The organism is Paenibacillus daejeonensis DSM 15491 (assembly GCF_000378385.1).
Lineage (GTDB): Bacteria > Bacillota > Bacilli > Paenibacillales > Paenibacillaceae > Paenibacillus_D > Paenibacillus_D daejeonensis.
Genome location: NZ_KB899659.1, coordinates 1,332,483 through 1,357,422, shown reverse-complemented (window position 1 = coordinate 1,357,422; position 24,940 = coordinate 1,332,483). Strand labels below are relative to the sequence as shown.

Below are 24,940 nucleotides of genomic sequence, written 5' to 3'. Positions count from 1 at the left end.
ATGAAACCCGTCCGGACCATCAAGCGAACGGAGAGCCCTGTGCTCTCCTATAGCTTTGAGTATCAAACCATCGGAGCGTCTTACGCCGCTTGCGAGATTGCCTATATAGATACCGGAGATAAAGGGAAAAAGACGACGATCAAGGGAAGCTATCGAATCCCGGGAGCATCTGGACCCACGCTCAAGCTGAACGAGCGGATCAAGTCGGTGGCTGAAGGTATCCGGAAGGCCCGCAATGAGCTGCGCCAGCGGAACAAGCAGGCCCAAATTGCCAGATTGGAGATGATCGGCGATTATGCCTTGGCGCAGGGCTGCACGGTACAGTTGCAGGGCTTTGGACAATTCGACGACAAGTATTTTATCGAGGTGGCCACGCACACGGTCGACGGCAGCGGGTACCGGACGCAAATTGAGCTCAGAAAGGTGTTGGGGTACTGATGCGTAATCAAATACGAGTGGGGACTGTCTCGACCAGGAGTGAGGAGAGGCAGGCCGTCAAGGTTGTCATTGAGGACCAGGAGGATCTCGTAACCGACTGGCTGCAGATCATCTATCCGCCGGTACGACTGATTACGGATTCGCAAGTTGCTGTCAGGATGGAGGTCCAACTGCCTGCAGTAGGGGAGACGGTGCTTTGCGTATTTCTCAGCTCGGGCCTGGAGACAGGATACTGCCTTGGACGGGTGGGAGGCACATGATTGGATCATTTGGCCCGCTCATTTTTACCGTGTCGGACAAAACCGTCCGGACCTTTACCGACTTCCGCCGCAGCAGCTCTGCCCGTTGGGCGACGCATGAGATTTACGGCCGGTACCCACGGCCGCAGTACATCGGTCCCGGACAGGACGAGATCACGTTTGGGATGCGCTTTGATGTATCCATGGGCGTCAAGCCGCGTAATGAGCTGTCCAAGCTAACCGAGTATTGCCGGACAGGCAGGACAGAGAAGCTAATTGTTGGCGGCGTACCGATGGGTGCCGGCAAGTGGTACATCGAGACCGTTGGCCAGGAGTGGCAAAAGTTTGACGGCAAGGGGACGCTGCTGGTCGCGGCCGTCGACGTGACTCTCAAAGAATATGTATAAGGCAGGTGATGGCAATGGAGCATGTGGTGACCGGCGCCCCGGCTGCTGTTGACTTTGGAGCTTCGGGCCTGGAGGCGATCCTGCAGAACGTCCGGACGATCATATCAACGGTGCAAGGGACCGTGCCGCTGGACCGGGGCTTTGGCCTCTCGCAAACTGGACTTGATGCGCCGATGGAAATCGCCCAGGCCCGCATGACGGCCGAGGTTGTGGACGCCCTGCAACTGTTGGAGCCTCTTGTCGAGGTGTTGGAAATCACCTATACCCACATCGGCATCGAGGGCCGGTTGATTCCGCAAGTGCGGATCCGCCTAGCGGAAGGAGTGGTACTATGAGCAATCTTTTTAATTTGCCCGAGATCCAATTTGTCGGGACCGATCCGGAAGAGATTCGGAATCAAATTATTACGGTTTACGAAGCAGTGAGCGGGCGGCGTTTGTTTCCTGGAGATCCGGTGCGTCTGTTTTTGATGGCCATGGCCAACGTCATCATCCAGCAGCGCGTGTTAATTAACGACTCAGCCAAGCAAAACCTGCTGCGGTACGCGCGCGGCCCCATGCTCGATCACTTGGGGGCGCTGGTGGAGACGGAGCGGCTGCCAGAGGGTGCTGCCCGGACGACGATGCAATTCGATCTTTCGGCGCCGCTCCTGCAAACGGCGATCATCCCGCAAGGGACCCGGACGAGCCCAGGGGGAGAACTTTATTTTGCTACGATGGAGCCCGTGGAGATCCCGCCGGGCATCTTGTCGATACAGGTCACCTCCATATGCCTGGAGGCCGGTGAGATTGGGAACGGGTATGTACCGGGCCAGATCAATATCTTGGTTGACCCGCTTCCCTATGTGGCCAGCGTAGCCAACGTGACGGAGAGCGCAGGCGGGACCGACGTTGAGGCAGACGACCCCTATCGTGAGCGGATTTATACGTCGCCGGAGCGTTTTTCCGTCGCTGGCCCTCGCGGTGCCTATGAGTATTGGGCGCGTACGGCCAGCACGGGAATTGCTGACGTCCTGGTCTATTCCCCCGCGCCGGTGGAGGTGGAGATCCGTGTACTTATGTCCGGAGGAGAACTGCCGACGCCTGATATCCTTTCTGCCGTTGACGAGGTGGTCAATGACCAGCGCATTCGCCCGCTCACGGACAAGGTGACGGTCCTGGCTCCGGACGAGATAACGTACGAGATAAACCTGACCTATTGGATCGCGGAGGGCAACGCAACATCGTCCGTGGCCATTCAGGCAGCGGTAAATCAGGCAATCACCGATTATGTCCTGTGGCAAAAGTCGCGGATCGGGCGGGACATCAACCCGAGCGAGCTTAGCCGCCGGGTCATGAATGCCGGTGCGCTTCGGGTGGAAATTGCGTCCCCCGTCTTTACCGCCGTGGACGAGACGGACGTCGCCATCGCTGGCGGCATCACGGTGACGTATGGAGGGCTGCAGGATGATTAATGTGGAGCAAATCCGACTGATTGATCTTATCCCGCCTAACCTTCGCTCAGATCCTAGCGTGCGTGCTGCAGCGGAAGCGTTGGATAGTGAGCTGGACCAGATAACCGCATTGACCCCAAGACTGACGCTCCTGGCCAACATTGATCAGCTCGATGAGAGCTTGATCGATGAGTTGGCTTGGCAACTGCACGTAGATTTCTACGATCCGGAGCTGCCGCTCGAGCAAAAGCGGGACCTCGTCCGGTTTAGCCTGCGCTGGCATAAGCGCAAAGGGACACCATCGGCCGTCAATGAGCTCATCTCCACGATTTTCGGTAGCGGAACGGTGGTGGAGTGGTATGAGTATGGGGGCGAACCTGGCTATTTTCGGGTGCGGACGAGCGACCCATCGGCAAATGCCGATCGAGCAGCGCAATTTCTGGCCGCAATCAACTCCGTTAAAAATGAACGGAGCTGGCTTGAAGCGATCGAAATCACAACCGAAGGTTTCATGAATCTGCGGTTCGGGATCGCAGCTCACATCGGCAAACATTTAACAGCAAGGCAGGTGGTATAAGCATGGCTAATTTTACGAATATCCAGATAACCAACCGAGGGCGTGCATTGCAGGCCAAGGCCCAGGCTGGAGCGCAGCTCGTTTTTACCCGATTCCGGATTGGTAGCGGCCAGATGAGCAGCCAGCAGATTGCAGACATGACCAACCTGATACAGCCGGTCATGTGGCTGACACTCAATAAGTCGCAGCCCTCCAGCACGGGACGCCACACGATCGGCGCGCCGTTTACTAATACCGGCGTGACTACTGGCTTTTATTTTAGGGAGTGGGGCTTGTTCGCGCAGGATCCGGACGTGGGTGAAATCCTGTATTGCTATGGCAACGTCGGCGCGGGCGCGGAGTACATCCCTGCAGGGGGCGGCTCGGAGATCATTGAGCAGCAGCTCGACATGATTGTCATCATCAGCAATGCAGCGACAGTCAGTGCTGTAATTGATGAATCGCTGGCGTTCGTTTCACTTGCGGAGTATAGGACAAAAATCGACCAGGATGTAAGGACGACAGCTAGGCCGACCTTCCTGGACGTGACGGCTGGGCAGTTCCGCTCCACGGCTGCAGCCGGTACTGCACCAATGGTGGTGGCCAGCACGACGCTGGTCGAAAACTTAAATGCGGACCGGCTGGATGGTTACCATGCTGATACCGCAGTTTCACCTGGCACGATTGCGGTCAGGGCGTCAGATGCGGGCTTGCGTGCCTCACACTACACGTCAACGACCGGCAACGGTAACGCTCCGTTTATCGTGACGTCATCTACGTTGGTAGCTAATCTCAACGCAGACTTGTTGGACGGGGAGCACGCGGCGGTGTTTGCCCGTCTGGCGTCTCCAGCGCTGACTGGCAACCCGACAGCGCCGACCCAGGCAGCGGGCAACAGCAGCACTCGCCTGGCCACAACGGCATTCGTTACAACAGCCATTGGTAACATCCCGCTTCCGGATACGTCGCACCTTGCCCCCAAAGATTCTCCGTCCTTTACCGGAGACACTTTTTTTAGTGGACCCGTGACATTTACAGGGCAATGGCGCTCTGTACTGGCGCAAGGCACGGCTCCATTCGTTGTAGGCAGCACAACCCTGGTGGCCAACCTGAATGCGGACATGTTGGACGGCGCACATGCCAGTCAATCCAATGCAGCAAATACTATCCCGGTTAGGGATGCAAGTGGACGTATATTGTTAACCGCCGCCACTTTCGCAATGGCACAAGGTACAGCGCCATTTGCTGTCACGTCAACCACGTTGGTCAACAACTTGAACGCGGACATGGTGGACGGGTTCCACGCCTCTGCTGCCAGCAGTCCAAATACCATTGTTGTACAGGATGGTAATGGAATAATTAATGCAGCTCGTCTGAATCTATCAGCAGCATCCGGATCTTCACCGTTAGTTGTTAATTCTTCAACGGTAGTAACAAACTTGAACGCTGATCTATTGGATGGCATTCACGCTTCGCAAATGATGCAGGCTTTGCAAATACCGCCTACAGCCGACCTTAATACTATTGTCGCGCCCGGAACACACAGAATGCAGAATCTTGCGGCTGGGTTGAATTTTCCGCCGGGATCAGCATACGGGAATATGTTAGTCATGAGACGTCCGGGATCGGACACAATAGCGCAACTGGTATTTCCGTACAGCAGTGACGACCCTTATTTCAGGGTGGGTTCACCGGCAGAAGTCGGAGGCAACGGAGCTTGGAGAGATTGGGCGAGAATCTGGAACGACAAGAACCACGGACCTGGGAGCGGCCTTAATGCCGACCAATTACACGGCCAGCAGCCATCACAAGGAGATACGCCGCGAAGCATAGCACAGCGGACATTAACGGGCGATTTGGGGGCGGCTAGATTCGTATCGACAGCCACGACGGGTGCACCGCTCAGCGTGTCTAGTACAACGTTGGTAACAAGCTTGAATGCGGACATGGTGGACGGATACCACCTGAACCAAGATTTACGGACTACAGCAGGACCTCAATTTGCTGGGCTTAGAGTTAATGGTGAATTTATAGTAAGTGGTGGAAACGCGTTCCTAGATAGGCTAATGGTGAATGCTGCCATTGACGCCGACAGAATATACGCAAATGGAGAAATGTCAGCCGACCATATCATACTTACGAGGTCAACGGGATCGTCACCTATGATTGTTAGCAACACAACTAAAGTAGACAATCTAAACGCTGATCTACTAGACGGGTACCACGCCGGTACATCCAACACGGCCAACACAATCGTCGTCCAGGATTCAAACAGAGACATTGCCGTGCGGAGGGTTACGGCCAATGCGCCACAAGGTACATCACCGTTTGCGGTATCCTCCACGACCGTGGTGGGGAGCCTGAATGCCGACCTGTTGGATGGGTTCCATGCTTCAGCAACAAGCGCCGCCAATTCCGTTGTCGTCCAGGATGCCAACCAAGACATTACCGTGCGCCGGTTAATTTCCAACATGGCCAACGGGACCGCGCCGCTTGTGGTGACTTCCACTACGGTAGTTCCAAACCTAAACGCTGACATGGTGGATGGCCGTCATGCCGATATGGACATAACGCCGTTTACGCTTGCGGTGCGGGACCCTGACGGAAGCGTAGGAGGATACCATCTTATTGCATTGGCTCCACAAGGTAAACCGCCGCTATATGTAAGTTCAACGACGGTTATTACAAACCTAAACGCAGACATGTTGGATGGGATGCACTTGCATGAATTAGCTACCCCATACGCTGTTACAACCGGAAGTGGTATGGCGTATGTAGCGAGTTTTACGCCCTCTTTTTCAAAGGTGGCAGGACGTTCAGTAAGAATTAGGGCGCATGTCGCTAGTACTAACGGGGCATCCCCGACTTTGAACGCAAATGGAACTGGTGCATCACCTCTAAGATACCCAGACGGAACAGCAGTTAAATTGTCGGCAGGTGGTATATATACTTTCGTGTGGGATAGCGTTACATCGGCTTTTATTTTTCAGGGTGAAGGGGGGGATAGAGCTAAAAATGTTAGGTATGCCCTGACATTTGACGGAGATTCCGGTCCTGATCCCTTTGGATCTTTTATAGCAGAACTCAGTCCCAATACTCTGTTTACGATACATTACATGTACTTCGTGAACAACGCGCAAAGCTTCGGCTACTTTGTCGGAAGAAAAACCGGAGCTACAGGATCGCCTGGCTTTACTTCATTGGGTAGGGGAGTGTCGTCCGGTTCTTTTATTTATTCAATTAATGCAGATGCTTCAACTTCCACAAATGGCGCGTTAGGGAGCGGCGTTTTGTTCATAGACAGATTACCTTGATTGTTCTATCAAAAATATACGCACTAATTGGAGGAAAACAAAATGAAAAGCCAAACGAGACAAAATGCAGAATCTAGACTAAGCCAGATCCACGCTCAACTATACGGACTGAGCCAGCAGCAAAAGGCACTTGAGGATGAGGCAAGAGCACTGGCCGGTTACTTGAACATTACACAACAAGAAGAACGGGAGCAGGTCACGGCAGAGCAGCAGCCGGATGAGACGGCTAAGGACGTAGAGCAGAGAAAAACTGAAAAAACGAAACTGCAATAATAAGGCCTCGCATGCGCGGGGTCTTTCAATTTGGTAAGGGGGAACTCATGGAGGGCGGTGAGGGTGTGGAATTAATCAGTCAAGAGACAGCAGATCGGATGCAGGCTATGGAGGTGCAACTGCAGCAGTACCAAGCAGAGATGCTCAAAGCTTCCACAGAAGCATTGGCTGTCCAGGCGCGTATTGATCTGTTGGAGAAAAACAGCGCCCGGCACGCCGAGGAATTGAGAGAGCTGAAGGAACTCTCCAGGAGCCTGCAGCAACAGTATGACCGCCTGGGCGAGAAAATCGACAAACTAGAGAGCAAGCTTTTCAGCTGGATGCAGCAAATGCAACGAGACAATGCGGACTTGATCAAATCTGCCCAGCAGGACAGTGCGGAGGAGCGTCAGAGCACGCTTAAATCATGGATGACCTTCCTACAGTACGTCCTGGGCGGGACGATTTTTATTATTGTGGCCTACGTCTTCGGGGTCAATTTTATAAGATAGGAGTGATTGGAGTGGAATGGAAAGTTATCGAGGAGTTGCTGGATCCGCAGCTTGCCATAGTGCTGGTTGCATGTTGGATCCTCGGCGGGATCCTCAAGACGACACCGCGTGTTCCCAACTGGAGCATCGTCTACGTCGTGACAGGAGTCGCGATCGTGCTGGCCGTCCTGCTGTTGGGTAACAGCACTTTGTCTTACCTGCAGGGCTTCCTGTGTGGGGCCGTGGCCGTGTACGGTTATGAGCTGGTCAAGCAGGCGGCGAAGGGGGCAGTCGGGTGAAAATAGTTGATCTGCGCGGCAAGCTGCCGGTACACAAGACCAAGCGCTACGCTCAGCGTTTGCTGTCGGCCATCCGATCATTGGCCATCCACCATTCGTTAACATTGACCGGATCAGCCGAGGCGTTTGCCCGTTACCATGTGACGACAAACAATTGGGCTGGCATCGGCTATACCTATGTGATTGGCCAAGACGGCACGGTCTACCAATGCATGGACTGGACGCAAGTCGGGGCGCATGTGGGCAACAGCAATAAGCACGCGCTGGGAATCTGCCTTGTCGGTGACTTCCGGACGCAGAAGCCAACGGCGGCGCAATACCAAGCTGCCATCAATCTTGTGTGGTATCTGCAGAGTCGGATTCCTTCAGCAAAAGATATCAAGGGACACAGCGAGTATCCGGGCTATGCGTCTAAAGCCTGCCCGGTTATTGATATGGCTAAGTTCCGTGCCGATGTGGCTGCGCCTGTAGCCGTAGCGCCACAATACCCGGCAGCTCGCGTCCTTGTCAATGCCAAGGCGGTGGCCAACGGCTTGCTGATCGACAACCGCGCCTTTGCCCCGTTACGGGCAGCTGGGGAGGCGGCCGGTGCAGTCGTCGGGTGGGACAACAAGACCAAGACGGCCAGCATCAACGGCAAGCCAGTCTATGGCCAACTTATCGACGGCGTTTCATATGTCGCCTTGCGGGCGGTTGCCGACGCTCTAGGTGGCACCGCGTCCTGGGACGGATCTAGCAAGACGGCATCAATCAAAGTGGCATAGATAACGCCTTCACTGACCTTCGTCGGTGGGGGCTTTTTTTAATTTTTTACTGTCTCAATTTGTTGAATTATGGTATATTTTTGATTAAAAGAAGGGGGTGGAGACGTGGCTACGATATTAGATTCTATGATTGAAAAAAATGAATTTCCTGTAGTTTTTGTGGGTGCGGGGTTATCGAAAAGGTTCCTGAACGATTTTCCGGATTGGACAACCTTATTGGAAGATTTTTGGAAAGAACTTGGTCTAAGTAACTTTTTTGGAGAGTTTAATAAAGTAAGAGATTCAATCGGAAAGGAAAACCCTCACTATTCCGATAAAGAATTAAATCACTACTCTAATATTAGAATGGGCTCAATCTTGGAGGAGAATTATAACGGTGCCTTCAATGATGGTAAAGTTTCAATTCCTAACTTTTCAGCCCGCGATGCTTATTATTCTAGGATCTCCCCATTTAAAAAGGCTATTTCTGAAAAGTTTAAAATGTACACATTTAAAAATGGAGTGGAAGAAGAGTATTCATCATTTCAAAAAATGCTCCTTAAAGCTCAGATTATTTTATCAACTAACTATGATAAATTCATTGAGGAATCTTACGATAACATCAGTGAGTACCAAATAACCAAGTATATTGGCCAGAAAGGTTTTTTTCAAGACACTCTTGGCTATGCCGAGTTGTATAAATTGCATGGTTGTGTAGATAGCCCTGAAAACATTATCATAACCGAAAATGACTATGAGAATTTCGAGAAAAATTCTGTTCTAATCAGTGCGAAAATAATATCCATGATGATGAATTCGTCTATTATTTTTGTAGGTTATTCTTTAACTGACATAAATGTGAGGAAAATAATTAAAGAGTTTACGCGTTCATTAACCGACCATGAGTTAAGTATACTTGAAGATAAACTAGTATTGGTGGAATGGAAGGAAAATGAACAGCTCTTTGTGGAAGAAGTCGTAAATGATCAGGATCTCGGTTGCAAACTCAGGGTGATAAAGACTGATAATTTCCAGAAGTTATTTTCAACTATAAGTACAATTAATCAGGGCGTGTCTCCTTCTGAGGTGAGAAAATATAAACATGTTATTAAGGAATTGATTATTGATAGGGGAAAGAAAGGTGCTTTACACTCTGTACTTTTATCTCCGGAGGACTTGGACAGCTTGGAGCAGGGGCTGCTAACAAAAAATATAACTGTTGCTATTGGGGATGCAAAATACATTTTTCAGATACCAGATTTAATAAGCTATTGCCTCGATTACATCAGCGATACAGATGAAATAAATACAGATATTAGATTGAGATTGCTGGTTGGACAAAACTCTAGGGCTCGCTTGCCCATGAATAAGCTACTGAAAAGAGAGTTGATAGAGGCTAGTACGTTGCATTCATCTGAAAAAGAAAAACTCATCGCAAAGATATCAACTTTTAGTAATTTTGAATCCAACTATAACACAATAACACAATCATCCGTTTTTAGAAGAGATACTGCTGATTTAGATGCTATTATTTCTAGTAAAGAAAAAAAGCAAAAAATTTATGAGACTATATCCTTCAATATAAAACACTTAAATTTAGATGGCGTGAAAAGTTTTCTAGTCGGTGAGCTTAAAGAACTTAAAGAGAAAGGAGAGATAAGACTTAATACAGAAATGAGAAGAGTTCTACTCCTCTATGATATCGTTAAAAACAAAAGAGGTAACGCCTAACCACGAAGTGTGATTGCCGTTACCTCTCTGCTCTTGCTTTGCTATTATAGTCTTAAGTATATAAAAAAATTCGCAGATGTCAATCGCGATCTGAAAAATTAATAATTTTAATTACTCCACCGGTTATCTCCGGTGTTTTTTTATACCTTACATTGCCTTAAAGCGCGCCAGCTATTTCTTACGCGGAATTGTCCGCCCCAATGCAATGCAACTGATAATGATTGCTGCCACAGATAGATAATACGTTACTACCTCCATCGTTTCTATCCCTCCAGGAGGGGCCGAAGCCCCGGTATTAACGACTGATCGTCTTCCCCAAGAAGCAGTTACCCATGTAGCGCCACTCACCGGCTACCTTTGCAGCCGTTGGGTAGGTCGCCCGCCAGTGTCCTTCAGCGTCTGGCCTATGGCTGTAAGGCTCGCCAAGCTGCACAAGATCGGCTCTTTGCGTTGCGGGTGGCAGAACGTTAATCCAGTTCTCTACATCCTCCGGTGTCATGATGTCACCGATGTTCATATCCATTATTCATTCCTCCAGTGGGGCCGAAGCCTACTCCCAAACTCCAATGTTGAATGCCGTGCCATGCGTCGTGATTTCCTGGACATAGACAGCTTCTGCCTCCGTCCGGATGTACTGCTCGACCGCCCATTCAAACGCCTGTTTGATGGTCTCCCGTACATCTTCTTGCATGTCGCGGCTGTTGGCGGGCATAGGGTAGGTTGATACCCGGGGATCCCGACCAGCTTGGTACACGATGACGGCAATCTCTTTTGTGTACTCGCCGGTCACGTTACGGGCCGGTTTGGTTGGGGCCAGTTGGGCCGCTCTGTTAATGGTCAATATCTGCTACCTCCATTGTTTAACTTAGTGCTATAACGATGGCTGTAATGCTGATGACCACTGCGGCCACTGTCATAATGCAGGTAGCAATTCTGATGTGTGATCTATTCATGTTCTCAGCCCCTTTGTGTTATAATGAGGAGAGAAGAAGCCCCTTATATTTCATCTCCGGTGGTTCTGGGAGCCTTTCGGCTCCCGTCCCCGTTGTGACTATCGCATCGCGGCGATGAGGGTGATTAGTGACGCGATCAGGTGAATGGCTGCTACCACAAACCTGATGACTTCGTGTCTTCTAATCTTGTGCTTCTTCTTTCTCGTTTGCCTCATATCTCTCACCTCCTTATATTCTTATTATAAACGATTATCGTATAATATTCAACTATTTTCGTATAAAATAACACGATATTAGTCTAAATATTTTTCTATTATCGTTGAATAAAAAACGATAATCGTTTAAAATGGTTGTCAGGGGGTGAGTGTCTATGCTGCGCTTAAAATTGGATGATGCAATGCACGCCCGTCGTCTCAATGCGAATAAGGTTTCAGAGATGACTGGAATTAGGTATTCCACGGTACGTGATATGGAGCTCAATAAATCAAAAGCTTGGTCGCCAGAAAATCTGACAAAGATTATGGAGGCCCTAGATATTGAAGATGTTACTGAGCTAATCGAGTATGTGAAGGACAAACAGGAGCCATCGGAGTGATCCGGATGGCTCTTTTTTTATAAATAGGCGAAAAGTTCGCTAAAGTAAACAAAATGTACATAATTAAGCCCAAAAAGGCACTAAAGAACCCTAAATCGGTCTTGACCGTAATATGGTGATTGATGGTAAAATAAACCTACTCCACTACCTACCAGTAGAGGGTGGAAAATTAAATGAAATAAGGGGTTTGGCAATACCTCTGTCTTGAGAATACTATGTAGTATTCTTTTACAAAGGGGTAATGTAAATGGGAACCCTTATTTTCTTCCGTGGAAGGGGGAGGAAGATGGTTGCGATAGAAAGCGTGGCGAAGGCTTTTTTGAACATGGAATCAATGACTCCAAAAAAGTTACAGAAGCTTTGCTTCTACGCGTATTCATGGCATCTTATGTTTAAAGGCGAGAGCTTATTTGAAAATAGATTTCAAGCGTGGGTGCATGGTCCTGTGGATCCTGGGCTTTATCATCAATACAAGGAGTATGGTTGGGCTCTGATACCTCAGGAAAAAAAGATTCCAAAAGAAATTAGCTCGAACCCTGAAATTGCAGAAATTCTTGAATCCGTATACGATTCGTATGGTCACCTTGATGGGGATGAACTCGAAGCGCTGACTCATTCAGAATTGCCATGGTCCAGAGCTAGGAAGGGTCTGAAGTTCTACGAAGCTTCACAAAATCCAATTTTAGATGATGACATGATAGAGCAGCACGAAAAGGATCTGGAGGATGAATAGGCCTAAGAAAAACCGATCACCCAACAGCATTCCTCAAAAACAGGCTCCTGCTCGTAGGCAGGGGCCTCTTATTTCTTCTGAGGGCCAACTTGTCACACAAAATTCTATTGAGCAAAACGTCATTTTTTCATGGAAATACTTTGATAGGCAACACGATTACTTTAATTGCGGCAACATAGACGCCGATTGGTATTTGAAATGTATAGACACGATGAAAGATATTTCAACCATGAGAATGATGGAATTTAAGCAGAGCGGTGGAAAACCATTAAGGGTACATACTCACGACTGGAATGATGTGCGAGCCATTTACGATCTCAACCCTGAGTTATTTGAACAAGTTAAGGATGAATCGTATCAATTCGCTCTTTCAACTGGAAGCGGAAGAGTGCATGGATTCATTATTAAAAACGTTTTTTTTGTGGTTTGGTTTGACCCTGAGCATAAGCTTTACTCAAGAGGAAAAGTTCCCAAGTGTGACCCTCCAGATTTATGTTTTGACTGCTATCGAGCCGAAATTGATGCACTAGAGGAAGAACGTGAAATGATGTATTCAGAGATTGAACAAGCAATTGACGATGAACGTAAAACAATCCATGCTTCGATAAAAAAGATAATCGATGAAGAAAATCTTAAGCGAAACCGTAATGACATATATTGATTTAAAAGAGCCAGCGGAATAATCCGTGATGGCTCTTTTTTCTTCTTGATTTACGAACTCGCGTTCGGTTAGTATTATGGAAACGGATGTTCGGGAGGGCTGGTCGTGATTGAGAGATGGGTAGGCGAGACAGCGGAGATTATATACTTGGATCGACACGGCCAGCTAAGCCAACGAGTGATTGAGATACGGAGTGTGAAGGATGGTCGGGCCAGCGTCTACTGTCACAAGGCAGGTGCACAGCGGGTGCTAATTGTAGCCAACATCCTGTCTGCTAGGAGAAAGGGGAAGACTCATGGTAAAGAAGCTTGAGGGAAACGGCCTTTGGGAGTCGAGCCGGATGATACTGCCGGAGCATCGTACCAAGCACAAAGAGCAACGGCGGCTGCTCCAGCGCCGGGACCGCATCGTCTTGGATGAGCAGGAGCTTGAGCAAATACAACATCGCTTGCTGGAGTCCCAGGAGCACAAGACGGCCGTCAAGGTTAGGGTCTACCATCCGTATGAGGAGCAGCTAGTAACCGGTCATGTCGAGCGCATCCACGTCCAGCGGAAGCGTATCCTTGTTGATGGCTACTGGATCGGAATGGCCGACATTGAGGCCGTCGAACAGTGCTGAGCGACAACGGTCGAAAGCTGCTCCGCATCCTATGGAGTTGCAACCAGCACCACATAGCCAGGATCGATTACCTGGAGTTACTCCGTATGTCCCAGCGCGATCTAGAGACGATCATGACCGCGCTGGCTGAGCTTCAAGAGAGCGGAATTATCGAGTGGATCGAGAGACCGGGGCAACTAGGGTGATACAAGCCTTCGAGCCAAGTCCCAACAATTAGCGGTAAAACACTGATAGCCCGGGAAAGTGTCCCGGGCTATCATTCTATATTGCTATTGAAGACTCTTATAAGCTTCCAGTTGTTTGTTGAATTCATAAACAACCATTTTAAAATCATTGCCCCATCTAGCAAGGGCGTTATCTAGGATTTTTCTTTCATCCGCAGTTTCTAAGGAAAAATTTTGGACTTCTGTATAAGCTTCTAACTGGCTTTCAAAGGTGTGTTCAATCATGGCAAAATCATAGTCCCATCTTGAGTATGCATCTTGAAGTATAGTCTCTTTAACTTCATTCTCTATATTTAAACTAGTGAGATTATTGTAGGCCGTTGTTTGTTTTTCTACCTGATAAGCTTGCATTTTAAAATCGTCATCCCATCTTTCTTTTGCATCCGCTTTGATGGTTTCTTCTACTACAGTTTTGTCGAGAGTGGAAATGATATTAGTAAAACCATCCGTCTGCTTCTTTTCTGGTGAAGACTTTTCTTCTAGAACCTCAGGTTCGCTAACGTCCTGAGTTTCCTGTTCAATAACATTATCAATTTCATTATTTTCTTTCTCTGCCACTTCATCAAGAATGGTCTGGGTCTGTGACTCAGTTTCATTCAGTGTTAGATCAACTACTGTTTGAACAGGCGCTTCTCCACCCGTGTTACTACATCCTGCCAAAATCATCGTAGCCATTAACGTCACAAAAATTTTTTTACTCATACAGTCCCCTTTTAAATCTCCGCATTTTTGGAGTGGTATCGTTCGACAACATTATACGACAGAAAATATCATTTGGCTATAGTTGGAAAATAATCAAACTTACACAAAAAGCCCCGACGAATGTCGAGACCTTTCTGGGGACAATTTGGGGACGGATGGGGGACGGACAGTGTGTCAAAGGTAAGAATACTGTCCTAATGGGAACAAATTGAGAACGGGTTAAACCCTTGATACCACTGCATTCCTGCCATTCGTTCCATTTCAGATAGTGGGAGAAACCACTTTGAGGGGGTAGTGGGCTTACGCCCGTGGAGGTTCGAGTCCTCTCGACCGCATCATACTTAAACTTCGAAAGCCTTGGGATCCAAGGCTTTTTTTGTTTTCTTATTCTGGACTAATTGTCCACCTTTTTTCGCTGTATTGCGTCAATGGGGATACACGTAGTCAGATGGTGACTGCATCGCCGGAAGGGCATGCACAGCGCAGAATTGAAAACCGACACAAATTGACGCAATCCGACACTATTGTTGGTTTTTTATGTAACTTTTTGGTAGGTTCGTCCCATACCCAGCATTTGGAATCTTGTGGTAACATTGGTTGCAGATAGCTGGCCAGCATCTAATTCAAGTTAGATGGAGGGACATAATGAAGATTAAGAAGCTATTCATTGTCGCAATTACTCTAGTTTGTATGCTGTCTGTTGTGCCTTCAGCCTTTGCGGTTACAGATTATGCTGATACTCAAGCCACAGCGATCGATCTATTCCCTGTACCATTTACTGACAAGGTAGCTTGGATTGACAGTAACACTGATCATGATTGGTACGTATACACCAACACAAATAGCACAACAAGATACTTATCTGCTTTTGCTTCACTACCAAACGGTTCTTATTTTTTTGAAGCGAAGTATAGATACACAAATGGTTTTGAGTCGGGATTCATTAACGGCTCTGGCAGTGACGTAATTAAATACTACGACAATCTGCAGGTGCTCCCAGGCGAAAAGATATTTTTTAGAGTAAGATCGTCGAATCCCACTGGAATCAATTATCATTTGGATTTCACGGTAAACTCTTAAATATCATTTCTAATGGGAGGCGTTTAAATTGAAAATTAAAAAACTATTTTTTGTATTGGTCTCCGTCTGTTTGTTGACATTTTCTCAATCAGCTTTTGCATCTGAAGCCTCAACAAAAGTAATTGGTGTTGGAGACACACTGTCAACAGCAATCCCAATTTCCTTATGTACTGGTAGCTGCTCCTCGATAGCATTGCCATTACAGTCTAACACTGATGTGGATTGGTTTACTTGGTCGAATAACACGGGATCCGATAAATATACTTCAATTAATTTATCGTCTCCCGCAACAGCGAATTACACCGTTGCCTATCAAATTCGGTATACTAACGGAGCGCTTTCGACAAAAGTGTATGCGGCAGATGCTGGTGTTGGCGGATTCACTACCCTTAATTACATTCTCGTACCACCAGGTGCGACATTGTACTTTGAGATTAGTGCAAGATCTTCAGTAGATCCAACTAGCAATTATAATGTACTGCTGACTGGTTTCTAATTTGTTGATTTAAAGCTCCGCATATTGCGGGGCTTTTTGTTTCATAACGCATCCGTGCAGCAGCAAATATTCGTTGACGGCTGGATCCATTTAAATATCTCACCCTACTCCGTATGTCCCAACGGGGTATGGGGACGACCATGGATCCTTGGCTAGGTAAAGTAGTCCGACTACATAAAGTGGGATCGGGAGGCTTGGATCGCCAGAGTGATTCATGCTTTTGAGTAATATTAGATTTAAACAAGACGGTGACAGGAATTTTGACAGTGAACTTATCGGATATAAAAGAAGAAACGCAAATGAAGAATTGCCATATGCGAAAAAAGCTGATTTACCGGGATTATTAGGATACCATGTTTTTTGTTTGTTTTTGTTTGGGGCCTCGGCAGGCCGCGTGGCATACAGAAGAGAGCCCTGGGATTGAGATGGGTGCCATGTGCTCAGTACCAAAAAAAGCCCTCACCACTAAATCATCGGTGAGGGCTTCGCTTTATGACACGTGTATATTAATCGCACTACGGGCAGTGAACAAGTTCTGAATCCGAGTTACTTTCTCAGAGTCTTGTATGACCGGATAATGGATAATGGCTTCCGTCCACGATAAAAGCAATTCATCTGAAGAGTAGACGTTCCAGGTTCCGATAGCTTTCATTTCCTGCATCTTCTGCTCCAGGAGTTCTTCAAAATTTTCGACACTTTCACACGTCCAAACGGTTTGCAAGTATATCCCTCCAAAAACGCCAAACTTCAAGAGCGTTGGCCCAAGTATACCACGTTTTCGGGAGGAGCACCAATTAGACTCAAAACTATGCACCAACCCTATCTGTTCTCTACAACCGGGAGGGCGCGTCCTCATGCTGTTGCGTCAATTGACGGTTAAGCTGGCGGAACTTCTCGTTATGCGAGGAGACATAAGCCATGCCAGGGGCATCGGCGTTAATGTAACGCATGGCACGATTGACGGCTAGCACGGCATCTGTAAATGCGCCGGCAATCAGGGATACCTTGTTGTCATAGTCCGCGCAATCGCCAGCCGCAAAGATGCCCGGCAGATTTGTCTCCGTCTGCTGACTGACCCGGATGCCTTTGTGGCCGATATCCATGCCCCAGTGCAGCAGGTCGCCATAGTCCTTGGCGTAGCCGTGACTGACGACAACCTCATCGACGGCAATCCGTTCCTCCGCGCCGCTCTCGGCGTGGACCACGCTGACGACATGGATCGCTTCTCCAGACCCGTGCAGCTTATGCAGCTGATAGGGAGTCCGGACGTCTGCTACCTTCCGCATCCGGGCAATGCTGCCCTCCATGGCATGGAATTGATCGCGACGGTGTACAACAATCAACTCGCCAGCGACCTCGGCCAGCTCGTTGGCCCAGTCGACCGCGGAGTTGCCGCCGCCTGATATGAGCACACGTTTACCGCGGAAGCGGGCAAGATCCTGAACGGTATAATGGAGATTGGTCAACTCATAACGCTCCGCGCCTTCGATATCCAGCTTGGTCATCTCCGTAATTCCCCGCCCCACGGCCACGATAACGGTTTGGGTATCATGCGTATCACCGTTATCGGTTCGGAGCCGCAATGTACCATCCCCCAGGCGCTCCAGACCATCCACCCGCCGGTTAAAGACAAGTGAGGGCTGGAAGGTCTGGGCCTGGAGCGACAGCCACTCGATGAGCTGCTCACAGCGCATGGGAGGGAGACCTCCGACATCCCAGATCATTTTCTCGCGATACTGATGGAGGAAGCCGCCCAGACAGTCTTTGCCTTCAATCAATTTAACCTTCATATCGCGCATTCCGGCATAGAAGGCCGCATACATGCCCGCCGGACCGCCGCCAATAATCGTGACATCGTACCGCTCATGTGCCTCGCTCATGGCTTCACCAAGTCTCTGATGTCCTGCATGCCTAGAGTGAAGGCGATCGGACCGCCGCGGTCCCAAGGGAAGCTCTCCACCAGATAGACCTGTCCCTTCTGGACAGCAGGCACGTTGGCGTAGAGCGCATTCGTTAACAAATCCTCGGCCAGCTGTTGATTCTCATCGCCATCGGTAACATAGAGGAAGATATGCTCCGCCTTCAGATCGACAAAACTCTCCAGCGCGAACACACTGACCGGCTCTTCGGTAGGGGCCTCTTCAACAGGTGTCAGCTCCAGCAGATCATACAGGATGAAGGAGGCAGAGGACCCGGTATTGGCCGCCCCATACAGCTCCAGCTGTTTTTGGCGTACCCGGATAAAGGCAGTGGGCTCGTCACCGATGATCGGCTGCAGGTAGGCTTTGGTTTGTTCCACTTCCGCATTAAAGGCATCGATATTCGCTTGAGCCTTCTCTTCGAGTCCGAAGGTCCGGCCCATGTCCAGATGGGTCTTGCGCCAGTCCACCACCCAATCGTAGCCGACGGTAGGTGCGATTTTGTTAAGCTCGTCCACATAGGGCATATGATGATAACCTGCGACGATCAGATCGGGGTTGGCACCAAGAATATGCTCCGGCATTGGTGCATTGCCAAGCTTCTCAATGCCCTCCATTTGGTCGGCCAGGTAAGGCAGGTAGCCGTCGATATTGCCTGCGCGTTCATAGGTTGGAACGCCGATAGGTCGCAGACCCAGTGCCATGAAATGATCAATATCATCGTGGTAGGTCAAGACGATCCGTTCCGGTTGAACAGGAATATCTATTTCGCCCGCCGCCGTCGTAACTGTACGGGTACCTGCCGTCTCCGGTATGTCCTCGGTTTCTGTTTCATTGGCAGGAACGTCAGGGCTCTCTGAGGCGGGAGGGGCTTCGATGGTACCGCTATTGGTGTCCGTCGTTTCGTTTGTCCCGCCGCAGGCTGCCAGAAGAACAAGCAGCAGGGAAAGTGTCAGGCTGAGTAGAAATCCCCGGTGTAAAATCAACTTCATTTGTTTTCTCTCCTCATGATTGATAATGATAATTCTTATCAACAAGAAGGTTATCTGATTTTCCGTTGCATAGCCATGCAGGATTACAACGAATTATTTGTGTAGTTTTTCATAGAGCGACAGGAGATAGTGGATGCCCCGTGAAAAGGCGAGCGGTCCGCCCTTACCCCAGGGATAACGAGGGACATCGAACACGCGTCCGCGCCTCTGCCTGATGCCAGGATGGGTCATCAGGGACGTATAGGTGGCTTGAGAGCCACTGCGCCGACCGACGAACAGATAATCAGCCTGGAGAAGCGCCGCTTCCTCCGAAGACACAAAATGCTCCCAGTTGTTGTAGCTGACGGCCGGGGCGGGACTCAGGCCAAGCTGGTGATAGAGCAGCCAACCGCCGTTGCTGGCGAACGGACTGACGCGAATGCCGCCCCGCGTAGTCTCCAGAAAAACAAAGGATTTGTTGCTACAAGCCGGGAACAAGCGGGCGCGGGCCGTTCGCACCAGTCGGTCAAATGCAATAATATTGTGCTCTGCCTGCGCTTCTCTCTCCAGCAGCTGACCCAGCTCACGGTGCACGCTGCGCCAATCTACCTCCCAGGCATAGTAATGGGTAGGCGCAATCTCTTCCAATCCTGTGACGCCCCAATGCTCCATATAACGGCAGGCGATAATCAGCTCGGGACGGAGTTTGCGGAGCAACATCTTGTCAATCGACTCTTCACAGCCGATCGAAGGCAGATTGCGTACATAGCGCTGCAAATAGGAGATCCTATCTGTACCGCCATCGAATCCATGATCGGATGGTACGGCAGCGGGCAGCAGACCGAGCGCAATCATATGGTCCGCCTCATCAACATAAGTAACGGCAATATTGCGTGGTTCCAGGACAAGCCCCCGCCCTTTGATAGTTGAGCTTGGAGGACGATTGGTCCTCAAATACAAGGAAGGAGAAACGCCGGTTGATTTTTTGAACATGCGGCTGAAGTAGTATTCGTCGCAGTAGCCGGTGCTGTGTGCTACTTCGCGTAAGGGGCGTGCGCTGCTCAGCATGCCTTTGGCTGCCTCAATGCGGACATGGGTAAGATAGTCGCTGGGCGACATGCCGACGATCTGCTTGAAATGCCGGGAGAACGTACTGGGATGCAAACCGCAAGAATCTGCTAGCCGCTCGATCCGGATGGGATCGGCATACTGCCTGTCAATATAGGTGACAGAGCGGGCAATGGAGTCGGAGATTGAGGGGCTAGCACCAGCGGGGTCATCTAGCAACAGATGATACAGCAGCTCCGTCAGCGCGAGCTGCTGCCGCCAACGGTGAGGCCAGATTCCGCTCTCTCCACCGGTTAGTTCGCCCAGCAGTCGCTGAATATCGGGAGTATCCGTGAGGGATCTGTGATGACACATTGGCTTCGTGAGCGATTGGACCGGTTCCATCCTCCAATTCCCGTGTGATCGTACCGGTTGCATAGCCTGAAAAGCCAGATAGTAGACCTCCCAATCACTGTGGGACTCGCACTTCTCCGTGACATGCATGCCTGGCGTCAACAATAGCAACAGGTTGTCACTTAGCTGGACACGGGCATCGTCAATCACCAGTTCGCCGCTGCCGCGTTTAATATATAATAAGGCGCATGTGCCGATACGTCTTTGCCTGGGTACGGACGAACGGGTGCCTTTGTAGACTAGGGACCTTCTGGGCACTGCAATCGGCGCTCCGTCAGTAAGGGAAGGCGAGTGCGGCATAGTCATTGGGGGTACGGGTTGCTGACGCATAGTTATCCCTCCTGCTGGATAGGCTGTTCTTTTGTTCCTTCTATTATAAGCCCGGGCGCCCATGTGCCTCAAGAAAAGATAGTGTGCGGGCCTAGAATCTATCCGGGGCTGTTTCATGGAGAAGAGCAGCGGGTAAGGGAATCTTGTTTGTTGTGCACATACGGGACTGGATGAAGGGGAGAAAAAGAAGATGCGGACAAAGAGGTGGATAATTGCAGGACTGGTCTTGCTGGTGACCGGATGCGGCAGCAGCGCCCAGGAAGAGGCACCACCGGATGCTATGGCAGCAGATGAAGGCTGTATCGTCAGAATTGATGATACGTCCAAGAAAATTTGCTATGGCATGAAGATGTCCGAGGTGGAAGCTATTGCCGGCGTAGGCGAAGAATCCGATCGGATGATGGCAGGACATGAGTATGCAGGCGGCCTCAAGATTGGATATCGGGGCGACAAGGCCGTGTTCTTGACACTGCAGGGGGACGAGGTTGCCTACACAACAGCTCGAGGGCCGGGAGTTGGCACTGCCAAGGAAGAGATGAAGTCGCAATATGGTCAGCAATATGCCATTGATGAGGCTGCGCCAAACTTGGACTACTTTTATGATATGGAGAGCAAGACGCCGCTAGGGGTAGACACGCTGATGAAGCAAAAGACGCCTGAGGCCATGGAACAGACGCTGGTCGTCTCGGCTGTGTTTGACAGTGACGGCAAGGCCAAGAATGTCATGCTGATGGACCGGCGGATGGCTGTCTATTTTAATTAAATCGAGGAAACTGGAGGGTCAACCGGTTGTGTGTCCGGTTGGCTTTTTTTGTCTGTCTTTGGACAACCGCCGCGAAGTCTGCCACCGCAGCTGCATACAATGCTGTAGAGAGGAGGGACTGGCATTGGTAACGTTAGAGCAAGTAAGAAACAGATCTGCGAAGGCGATTGCGGGACTCCTCCCGGTCGTACAGGAAGCGGCGAAACGTTTGGTGGACCGCAGTTATGGCAGAGGCGTGCCGATTGTCATTACCCAAGGGCTCCGGACGATCGCTGAGCAGGATGCGCTCTATGCGCAAGGTCGGACAGCTCCTGGTCCAATCGTCACGAATGCGCGTGGCGGTTACAGTAATCATAACTATGGCGTTGCGTTAGATTTTGCCCTGCTGCTGCCGGATGGACGCAATGTTTCTTGGGATATGAAGCGAGATGGTGATGGCGACGGGCAAGCAGATTGGATGGAAGTGGTTGAGGAGGCCAAGCGGCTTGGCTTCAGCTGGGGGGGGGACTGGGTCAGCTTCAAGGACTATCCCCATCTGGAGATGACCTTCGGACTGACGACAGCCCAGTACCGGGCTGGCCGCAGACCCACTCAGGCTCAATTGGATGCCGCAATGGAGATCATTACGAGAGGAGAGGATGCGCCGATGACAGAGGCAGAAAAACAGGCATTTGAAGCGCTGCAGCAGCAAGTGCAGCAGCAGGCGCAACTGATTCAAAGCTTGCTCGTCCAGAAGGAAGCACCAGCCTGGGCCAAACCAACAATCGACAAGCTGGTTCGCTTAGGATATCTGAGCGATCCGATTGGCAATCACAGCTTCATGCGGATGGCTGTCGTTTTGGACCGCGCGGGGATTTTTGACAAGTCATAAAGAACGGTCGAGCAGTTGTGATCCTGCCGTCATGAAATTGTAATGTTGTCCGTCACCGTTAGACAAGCTTCGCCGATTCCCCATGCTATACTGATTCTGCAATGAACAATGAATCAATGGAGGGATCGGTATGAGTGAGGCAGAGCAGCTCCCGGTGGAAGAAGGACAAGAATCAGGCGGTATCGAGTTGGTGTTCGACGAACAAGCGGCTGCTGAAGAGGCAGACGACGTAGAGGAAGCAGAAGAAGACGAGCTGGAGGAAGAAGAAGACGAATCCGAGGATGAATCTGACTCGGACGATTCGGACAACTAGCCGGTCCCTTCATTGCAGCATAGCCGCCGGTGGGCGGAGCGCCTCATCCAACCAGGATGAGGCGTTTTGTTATGTGGGGTTATTTACTGGACTTTGCGATACATCCGGGGCGACGCTTTGGTGATCTTTTTGAAGGTTTTCCCAAAATGAGAGAAATTGTCATAGCCCACTTTGGCAGCAATTTCGGTCACAGGCAGATCTGTGTCCTTCAGCAGTTGCTCTGCAGCCCGGATTCGCACCAAATTCAAATATTCATTCATCGTGAGGCCGATGACTTTGCGGAAGGTCCGACTTAAATAGTAGGGACTGAGGAAAAACTGCTCAGCTAGACTTGTCAAATGGATCGGCTGGTCATAATGCTCGTTGATGAAGCGGGCGATCTCCGACATCTTCAAGTGAAGCGGCGTATCGAGCGGTTCAGCAGACATCCCGTCGCCAGCTGACGCATGTCTGGAGGCCAGCAGGAGCAGATCGGCAACCGTCTGGCGAATGGCCAAATCCCGTCCGGCCGCTGTGCCTGTCATCTCGCCCATTAGCCGCTCAACCAGTTGTTCCGCATGCAGCTGATCCCGGACAGGCAGCCGCACGACGGGCGGCTGTTGCAGGAACGGTGCTTCCAGCAGCTCCCGATGCTCTGCAAAATGCGTATCCAACCATTCCTCATGAAAATAGATAACCAGCCGTTCATGCCCGGCGCTGCCGGTGCCTGATGTTTTGTGAAGCTCACGTTTATTAATGAAGACCAGGTCTCCCTTGCGCACATGATAGGAGCTGTCACGGATGAAGTAAAACCGCTCGCCGGAAATCAGGTAATAGATCTCATAACTGGCATGATAATGATCCGTGTGCATGGAAAAATCGGCCATTCGTTTCATGTATTCAAGGGTAAGGACGGGCTCCTTCGATTCATATAGCACTTGGTTGTCCATCAATGCACCTCCGTACCACAAATTATGCGGGGTTCGCATAATAAAGTCAAAAAATGCGGAGATTTTCTTCAAAATTTGCTGTAACCTTGAACCATATCCCAGGAATGGAGGCGCTTTAATCATGAGCGGCAAAAAAAAGTACGTCTTGGTTGGTTCAGGGGGCAGAGCTGAATTTTTCTATAGTGCCATTGCGACAGAATATAGAGACACGTCGGAATTGACGGCATTTTGCGATACGAATCAGACCCGGATGGATTATGCGAACCGGCGTTTGAAGGAGAAATATGATTACCATGAGGTCAACACGTACAAAGCGCATGAATTCGAGAAAATGATCGCAGAAGAAAAGCCTGATTCGGTCATTGTCACGAGTGTTGACCGTACCCATCATACCTATATTATCCGCGCGATGGAGCTCGGCTGTGATGTCATTACCGAGAAGCCGATGACGGTAGATGAGGAGAAATGTCAGGACATTCTGGATGCTGTTGAGCGAACAGGCCGCAACGTGCGGGTGACGTTCAACTACCGTTATGCGCCGCATCACACGAAGGCCCGCGAGTTGATTCGCGATGGTGCAATCGGCGAGGTGACATCGGTTCACTTCGAATGGCTGCTGAATACCCGCCACGGTGCCGACTACTTCCGCAGATGGCATCGCGATAAACGCAACAGCGGCGGTCTGCTGGTGCACAAATCGACGCATCACTTCGATCTGGTCAACTTCTGGATCGGTTCCCAGCCGGATACCGTGTTTGCTTTTGGCGACCTGCTGTTCTACGGCAAGGAAAATGCAGAGAAGCGTGGCGAGACGCGTTTCTATACTCGATCTACAGGCAACCCGAATGCTCAGGAGGATCCATTTGCTCTGCATATGGACCAGCATGAATCGCTCAAGGGACTCTACCTGGATGCGGAGCACGAAGATGGTTATATCCGTGACCAAAGCGTATTCGGCGATGGAATCAATATCGAGGATACAATGGGCGTCATGGTGCGCTACAAGAACAAAGCGATTCTAACGTATTCTCTTAATGCTTACTTGCCGTGGGAAGGCTATCGCATTGCCTTTAATGGAACGAAGGGCCGTATCGAAATGAACATCGTTGAGCAATCCTATGTGAATTCCGGCGGCGACAAAGCGCTGGAGGGTGCGCTGAAGAACAAGTCGATCCGGGTATTCCCGATGTTCGACGCCCCTTATGAGGTAGAGGTGGAAGAGAAAGCGGGCGGTCATGGAGGCGGAGACCCTGTTCTGCTGAATGATATCTTTGGTACACCGACCGAGGATGAATTCAACCGGGCGGCTGACCATGTGGACGGTGCCCGTTCGATCCTGACCGGCATTGCTGCCAACCGCTCCATCCGCACCGGACAGTCGGTAAGCATTGACGAGCTCGTTAAGTTCCACAAGTAAT

The 24,940-nt window shown here is 50.1% G+C and carries 29 protein-coding genes and 1 pseudogene; 23 read left to right on the top strand and 7 right to left on the bottom strand.

Features of this window, described 5'->3' with window-relative positions; translation table 11 throughout:
- The 12 genes and pseudogenes from F556_RS38295 to F556_RS0106720 all read left to right on the top strand — a co-directional run.
- Positions 1-438 (top strand): annotated as a pseudogene (locus F556_RS38295) (phage late control D family protein); the annotation flags it as partial.
- Positions 438-698, top strand: a complete 261-nt coding sequence (locus F556_RS0106770; RefSeq protein ID WP_020616161.1) for a hypothetical protein — start codon at positions 438-440, stop codon at positions 696-698. The pseudogene F556_RS38295 and the gene F556_RS0106770, both read left to right, overlap by 1 nt.
- Complete coding sequence (locus F556_RS0106765; RefSeq protein ID WP_020616160.1) at positions 695-1,084, top strand: phage tail protein; 390 nt, start codon at positions 695-697, stop codon at positions 1,082-1,084. The genes F556_RS0106770 and F556_RS0106765 overlap by 4 nt, the downstream gene beginning before the upstream one ends.
- Before the next feature lie 14 nt (positions 1,085-1,098).
- Positions 1,099-1,419: a GPW/gp25 family protein gene (locus tag F556_RS0106760; protein ID WP_020616159.1), complete on the top strand. Its 321-nt coding sequence runs from the start codon at positions 1,099-1,101 to the stop codon at positions 1,417-1,419.
- Positions 1,416-2,537: a baseplate assembly protein gene (locus F556_RS0106755; protein WP_020616158.1), complete on the top strand. Its 1,122-nt coding sequence runs from the start codon at positions 1,416-1,418 to the stop codon at positions 2,535-2,537. The genes F556_RS0106760 and F556_RS0106755 overlap by 4 nt, the downstream gene beginning before the upstream one ends.
- The gene (locus tag F556_RS0106750) at positions 2,530-3,093 is read left to right on the top strand and encodes a phage tail protein I (RefSeq protein ID WP_020616157.1); all 564 of its coding nucleotides are present in this window, start codon (positions 2,530-2,532) and stop codon (positions 3,091-3,093) included. The genes F556_RS0106755 and F556_RS0106750 overlap by 8 nt, the downstream gene beginning before the upstream one ends.
- A gap of 2 nt (positions 3,094-3,095) precedes the next feature.
- On the top strand, positions 3,096-6,386 hold the full coding sequence (locus F556_RS36100) for a phage tail-collar fiber domain-containing protein (protein WP_020616156.1): 3,291 nt from the start codon (positions 3,096-3,098) through the stop codon (positions 6,384-6,386).
- 42 nt (positions 6,387-6,428) lie between these two features.
- Positions 6,429-6,659 (top strand): hypothetical protein, encoded by a 231-nt coding sequence (locus F556_RS0106740; protein ID WP_020616155.1) that lies wholly within the window; start codon positions 6,429-6,431, stop codon positions 6,657-6,659.
- A 47-nt stretch (positions 6,660-6,706) separates the two neighbouring features.
- A complete protein-coding gene (locus tag F556_RS0106735; protein ID WP_020616154.1) occupies positions 6,707-7,150 on the top strand; it encodes a hypothetical protein in 444 nt (147 codons plus the stop codon).
- Positions 7,151-7,161: 11 nt separating this feature from the next.
- Positions 7,162-7,428 carry a phage holin family protein gene (locus F556_RS0106730; protein ID WP_020616153.1) on the top strand — a complete coding sequence of 89 codons (267 nt, stop codon included), beginning with the start codon at positions 7,162-7,164 and terminating at the stop codon, positions 7,426-7,428.
- A complete protein-coding gene (locus F556_RS0106725; RefSeq protein WP_020616152.1) occupies positions 7,425-8,192 on the top strand; it encodes an N-acetylmuramoyl-L-alanine amidase in 768 nt (255 codons plus the stop codon). The genes F556_RS0106730 and F556_RS0106725 overlap by 4 nt, the downstream gene beginning before the upstream one ends.
- A 126-nt stretch (positions 8,193-8,318) precedes the next feature.
- Positions 8,319-9,902, top strand: coding sequence for an SIR2 family protein (locus F556_RS0106720; RefSeq protein ID WP_157272628.1), 1,584 nt, complete (start codon positions 8,319-8,321; stop codon positions 9,900-9,902).
- A 295-nt stretch (positions 9,903-10,197) separates the two neighbouring features.
- Here F556_RS0106720 and F556_RS0106715 read toward each other — a convergent pair whose 3' ends face one another.
- Together F556_RS0106715 and F556_RS0106710 are read right to left on the bottom strand one after the other, a co-directional pair.
- The gene (locus F556_RS0106715; RefSeq protein ID WP_020616150.1) at positions 10,198-10,425 is read right to left on the bottom strand and encodes a hypothetical protein; all 228 of its coding nucleotides are present in this window, start codon (positions 10,423-10,425) and stop codon (positions 10,198-10,200) included.
- Positions 10,426-10,452: 27 nt separating this feature from the next.
- Positions 10,453-10,743, bottom strand: a complete 291-nt coding sequence (locus F556_RS0106710; protein ID WP_020616149.1) for a hypothetical protein — start codon at positions 10,741-10,743, stop codon at positions 10,453-10,455.
- A gap of 482 nt (positions 10,744-11,225) precedes the next feature.
- Here F556_RS0106710 and F556_RS0106700 point away from each other — a divergent pair, with 482 nt between their 5' ends.
- The 5 genes from F556_RS0106700 to F556_RS0106680 all read left to right on the top strand — a co-directional run bounded on the left by F556_RS0106700 (position 11,226) and on the right by F556_RS0106680 (position 13,463).
- A complete protein-coding gene (locus tag F556_RS0106700; RefSeq protein WP_020616147.1) occupies positions 11,226-11,450 on the top strand; it encodes a helix-turn-helix domain-containing protein in 225 nt (74 codons plus the stop codon).
- 247 nt (positions 11,451-11,697) lie between these two features.
- Positions 11,698-12,183 (top strand): Panacea domain-containing protein, encoded by a 486-nt coding sequence (locus F556_RS0106695; protein ID WP_020616146.1) that lies wholly within the window; start codon positions 11,698-11,700, stop codon positions 12,181-12,183.
- A complete protein-coding gene (locus F556_RS37665; RefSeq protein ID WP_020616145.1) occupies positions 12,176-12,844 on the top strand; it encodes a hypothetical protein in 669 nt (222 codons plus the stop codon). The genes F556_RS0106695 and F556_RS37665 overlap by 8 nt, the downstream gene beginning before the upstream one ends.
- 105 nt (positions 12,845-12,949) lie before the next feature.
- On the top strand, positions 12,950-13,156 hold the full coding sequence (locus tag F556_RS33385) for a hypothetical protein (RefSeq protein WP_020616144.1): 207 nt from the start codon (positions 12,950-12,952) through the stop codon (positions 13,154-13,156).
- Complete coding sequence (locus F556_RS0106680) at positions 13,140-13,463, top strand: YolD-like family protein (RefSeq protein ID WP_020616143.1); 324 nt, start codon at positions 13,140-13,142, stop codon at positions 13,461-13,463. The genes F556_RS33385 and F556_RS0106680 overlap by 17 nt, the downstream gene beginning before the upstream one ends.
- A gap of 269 nt (positions 13,464-13,732) precedes the next feature.
- Here the strand turns inward: F556_RS0106680 and F556_RS0106670 are convergent, their stop codons facing one another.
- Positions 13,733-14,362, bottom strand: a complete 630-nt coding sequence (locus tag F556_RS0106670) for a hypothetical protein (protein WP_211222544.1) — start codon at positions 14,360-14,362, stop codon at positions 13,733-13,735.
- 672 nt (positions 14,363-15,034) lie between these two features.
- Between F556_RS0106670 and F556_RS0106665 the strand changes: the two genes are divergently transcribed.
- Together F556_RS0106665 and F556_RS37660 are read left to right on the top strand one after the other, a co-directional pair.
- A complete protein-coding gene (locus F556_RS0106665; RefSeq protein ID WP_020616140.1) occupies positions 15,035-15,469 on the top strand; it encodes a hypothetical protein in 435 nt (144 codons plus the stop codon).
- Positions 15,470-15,497: 28 nt separating this feature from the next.
- Positions 15,498-15,965, top strand: coding sequence for a hypothetical protein (locus F556_RS37660; RefSeq protein ID WP_157272627.1), 468 nt, complete (start codon positions 15,498-15,500; stop codon positions 15,963-15,965).
- Between the two features lie 830 nt (positions 15,966-16,795).
- Here F556_RS37660 and F556_RS0106655 read toward each other — a convergent pair.
- The 3 genes from F556_RS0106655 to F556_RS0106645 form a co-directional block, all read right to left on the bottom strand.
- On the bottom strand, positions 16,796-17,845 hold the full coding sequence (locus tag F556_RS0106655; protein WP_020616138.1) for an NAD(P)/FAD-dependent oxidoreductase: 1,050 nt from the start codon (positions 17,843-17,845) through the stop codon (positions 16,796-16,798).
- A complete protein-coding gene (locus F556_RS0106650) occupies positions 17,842-18,876 on the bottom strand; it encodes an ABC transporter substrate-binding protein (RefSeq protein ID WP_020616137.1) in 1,035 nt (344 codons plus the stop codon). Before F556_RS0106650 ends, F556_RS0106655 begins: the two co-directional genes overlap by 4 nt.
- Before the next feature lie 93 nt (positions 18,877-18,969).
- Positions 18,970-20,646, bottom strand: a complete 1,677-nt coding sequence (locus F556_RS0106645) for an AraC family transcriptional regulator (RefSeq protein WP_020616136.1) — start codon at positions 20,644-20,646, stop codon at positions 18,970-18,972.
- A 190-nt stretch (positions 20,647-20,836) separates the two neighbouring features.
- Between F556_RS0106645 and F556_RS0106640 the strand changes: the two genes are divergently transcribed.
- From F556_RS0106640 to F556_RS0106630, 3 genes are all read left to right on the top strand, one after another.
- Positions 20,837-21,409, top strand: coding sequence for a hypothetical protein (locus F556_RS0106640; RefSeq protein ID WP_020616135.1), 573 nt, complete (start codon positions 20,837-20,839; stop codon positions 21,407-21,409).
- A gap of 124 nt (positions 21,410-21,533) precedes the next feature.
- Positions 21,534-22,280: a M15 family metallopeptidase gene (locus F556_RS0106635; RefSeq protein ID WP_020616134.1), complete on the top strand. Its 747-nt coding sequence runs from the start codon at positions 21,534-21,536 to the stop codon at positions 22,278-22,280.
- Positions 22,281-22,410: 130 nt separating this feature from the next.
- Positions 22,411-22,593: a hypothetical protein gene (locus tag F556_RS0106630; RefSeq protein ID WP_020616133.1), complete on the top strand. Its 183-nt coding sequence runs from the start codon at positions 22,411-22,413 to the stop codon at positions 22,591-22,593.
- A gap of 83 nt (positions 22,594-22,676) precedes the next feature.
- On the opposite strand, the gene F556_RS0106625 is transcribed toward F556_RS0106630, so the two are convergent.
- Entirely contained in the window at positions 22,677-23,468 is a 792-nt protein-coding gene (locus F556_RS0106625) for a helix-turn-helix domain-containing protein (RefSeq protein ID WP_211222543.1), read from the bottom strand.
- A 175-nt stretch (positions 23,469-23,643) separates the two neighbouring features.
- Here F556_RS0106625 and F556_RS0106620 point away from each other — a divergent pair, with 175 nt between their 5' ends.
- A complete protein-coding gene (locus F556_RS0106620) occupies positions 23,644-24,939 on the top strand; it encodes a Gfo/Idh/MocA family protein (protein ID WP_020616131.1) in 1,296 nt (431 codons plus the stop codon).
- Position 24,940: the final 1 nt, after the last annotated feature.

Coding starts and splice junctions, on each gene's coding strand:
- F556_RS0106770 (WP_020616161.1), top strand. CDS start 438: ATGCGTAATCAAATACGAGTGGGGACTGTCTCGACCAGGAGTGAGGAG.
- F556_RS0106765 (WP_020616160.1), top strand. CDS start 695: ATGATTGGATCATTTGGCCCGCTCATTTTTACCGTGTCGGACAAAACC.
- F556_RS0106760 (WP_020616159.1), top strand. CDS start 1,099: ATGGAGCATGTGGTGACCGGCGCCCCGGCTGCTGTTGACTTTGGAGCT.
- F556_RS0106755 (WP_020616158.1), top strand. CDS start 1,416: ATGAGCAATCTTTTTAATTTGCCCGAGATCCAATTTGTCGGGACCGAT.
- F556_RS0106750 (WP_020616157.1), top strand. CDS start 2,530: ATGATTAATGTGGAGCAAATCCGACTGATTGATCTTATCCCGCCTAAC.
- F556_RS36100 (WP_020616156.1), top strand. CDS start 3,096: ATGGCTAATTTTACGAATATCCAGATAACCAACCGAGGGCGTGCATTG.
- F556_RS0106740 (WP_020616155.1), top strand. CDS start 6,429: ATGAAAAGCCAAACGAGACAAAATGCAGAATCTAGACTAAGCCAGATC.
- F556_RS0106735 (WP_020616154.1), top strand. CDS start 6,707: ATGGAGGGCGGTGAGGGTGTGGAATTAATCAGTCAAGAGACAGCAGAT.
- F556_RS0106720 (WP_157272628.1), top strand. CDS start 8,319: ATGATTGAAAAAAATGAATTTCCTGTAGTTTTTGTGGGTGCGGGGTTA.
- F556_RS0106715 (WP_020616150.1), bottom strand. CDS start 10,425: ATGGATATGAACATCGGTGACATCATGACACCGGAGGATGTAGAGAAC.
- F556_RS0106700 (WP_020616147.1), top strand. CDS start 11,226: ATGCTGCGCTTAAAATTGGATGATGCAATGCACGCCCGTCGTCTCAAT.
- F556_RS0106695 (WP_020616146.1), top strand. CDS start 11,698: ATGGGAACCCTTATTTTCTTCCGTGGAAGGGGGAGGAAGATGGTTGCG.
- F556_RS37665 (WP_020616145.1), top strand. CDS start 12,176: ATGAATAGGCCTAAGAAAAACCGATCACCCAACAGCATTCCTCAAAAA.
- F556_RS0106680 (WP_020616143.1), top strand. CDS start 13,140: ATGGTAAAGAAGCTTGAGGGAAACGGCCTTTGGGAGTCGAGCCGGATG.
- F556_RS0106670 (WP_211222544.1), bottom strand. CDS start 14,362: ATGGCTACGATGATTTTGGCAGGATGTAGTAACACGGGTGGAGAAGCG.
- F556_RS0106665 (WP_020616140.1), top strand. CDS start 15,035: ATGAAGATTAAGAAGCTATTCATTGTCGCAATTACTCTAGTTTGTATG.
- F556_RS0106655 (WP_020616138.1), bottom strand. CDS start 17,845: ATGAGCGAGGCACATGAGCGGTACGATGTCACGATTATTGGCGGCGGT.
- F556_RS0106650 (WP_020616137.1), bottom strand. CDS start 18,876: ATGAAGTTGATTTTACACCGGGGATTTCTACTCAGCCTGACACTTTCC.
- F556_RS0106645 (WP_020616136.1), bottom strand. CDS start 20,646: ATGCGTCAGCAACCCGTACCCCCAATGACTATGCCGCACTCGCCTTCC.
- F556_RS0106640 (WP_020616135.1), top strand. CDS start 20,837: ATGCGGACAAAGAGGTGGATAATTGCAGGACTGGTCTTGCTGGTGACC.
- F556_RS0106630 (WP_020616133.1), top strand. CDS start 22,411: ATGAGTGAGGCAGAGCAGCTCCCGGTGGAAGAAGGACAAGAATCAGGC.
- F556_RS0106625 (WP_211222543.1), bottom strand. CDS start 23,468: ATGAAACGAATGGCCGATTTTTCCATGCACACGGATCATTATCATGCC.
- F556_RS0106620 (WP_020616131.1), top strand. CDS start 23,644: ATGAGCGGCAAAAAAAAGTACGTCTTGGTTGGTTCAGGGGGCAGAGCT.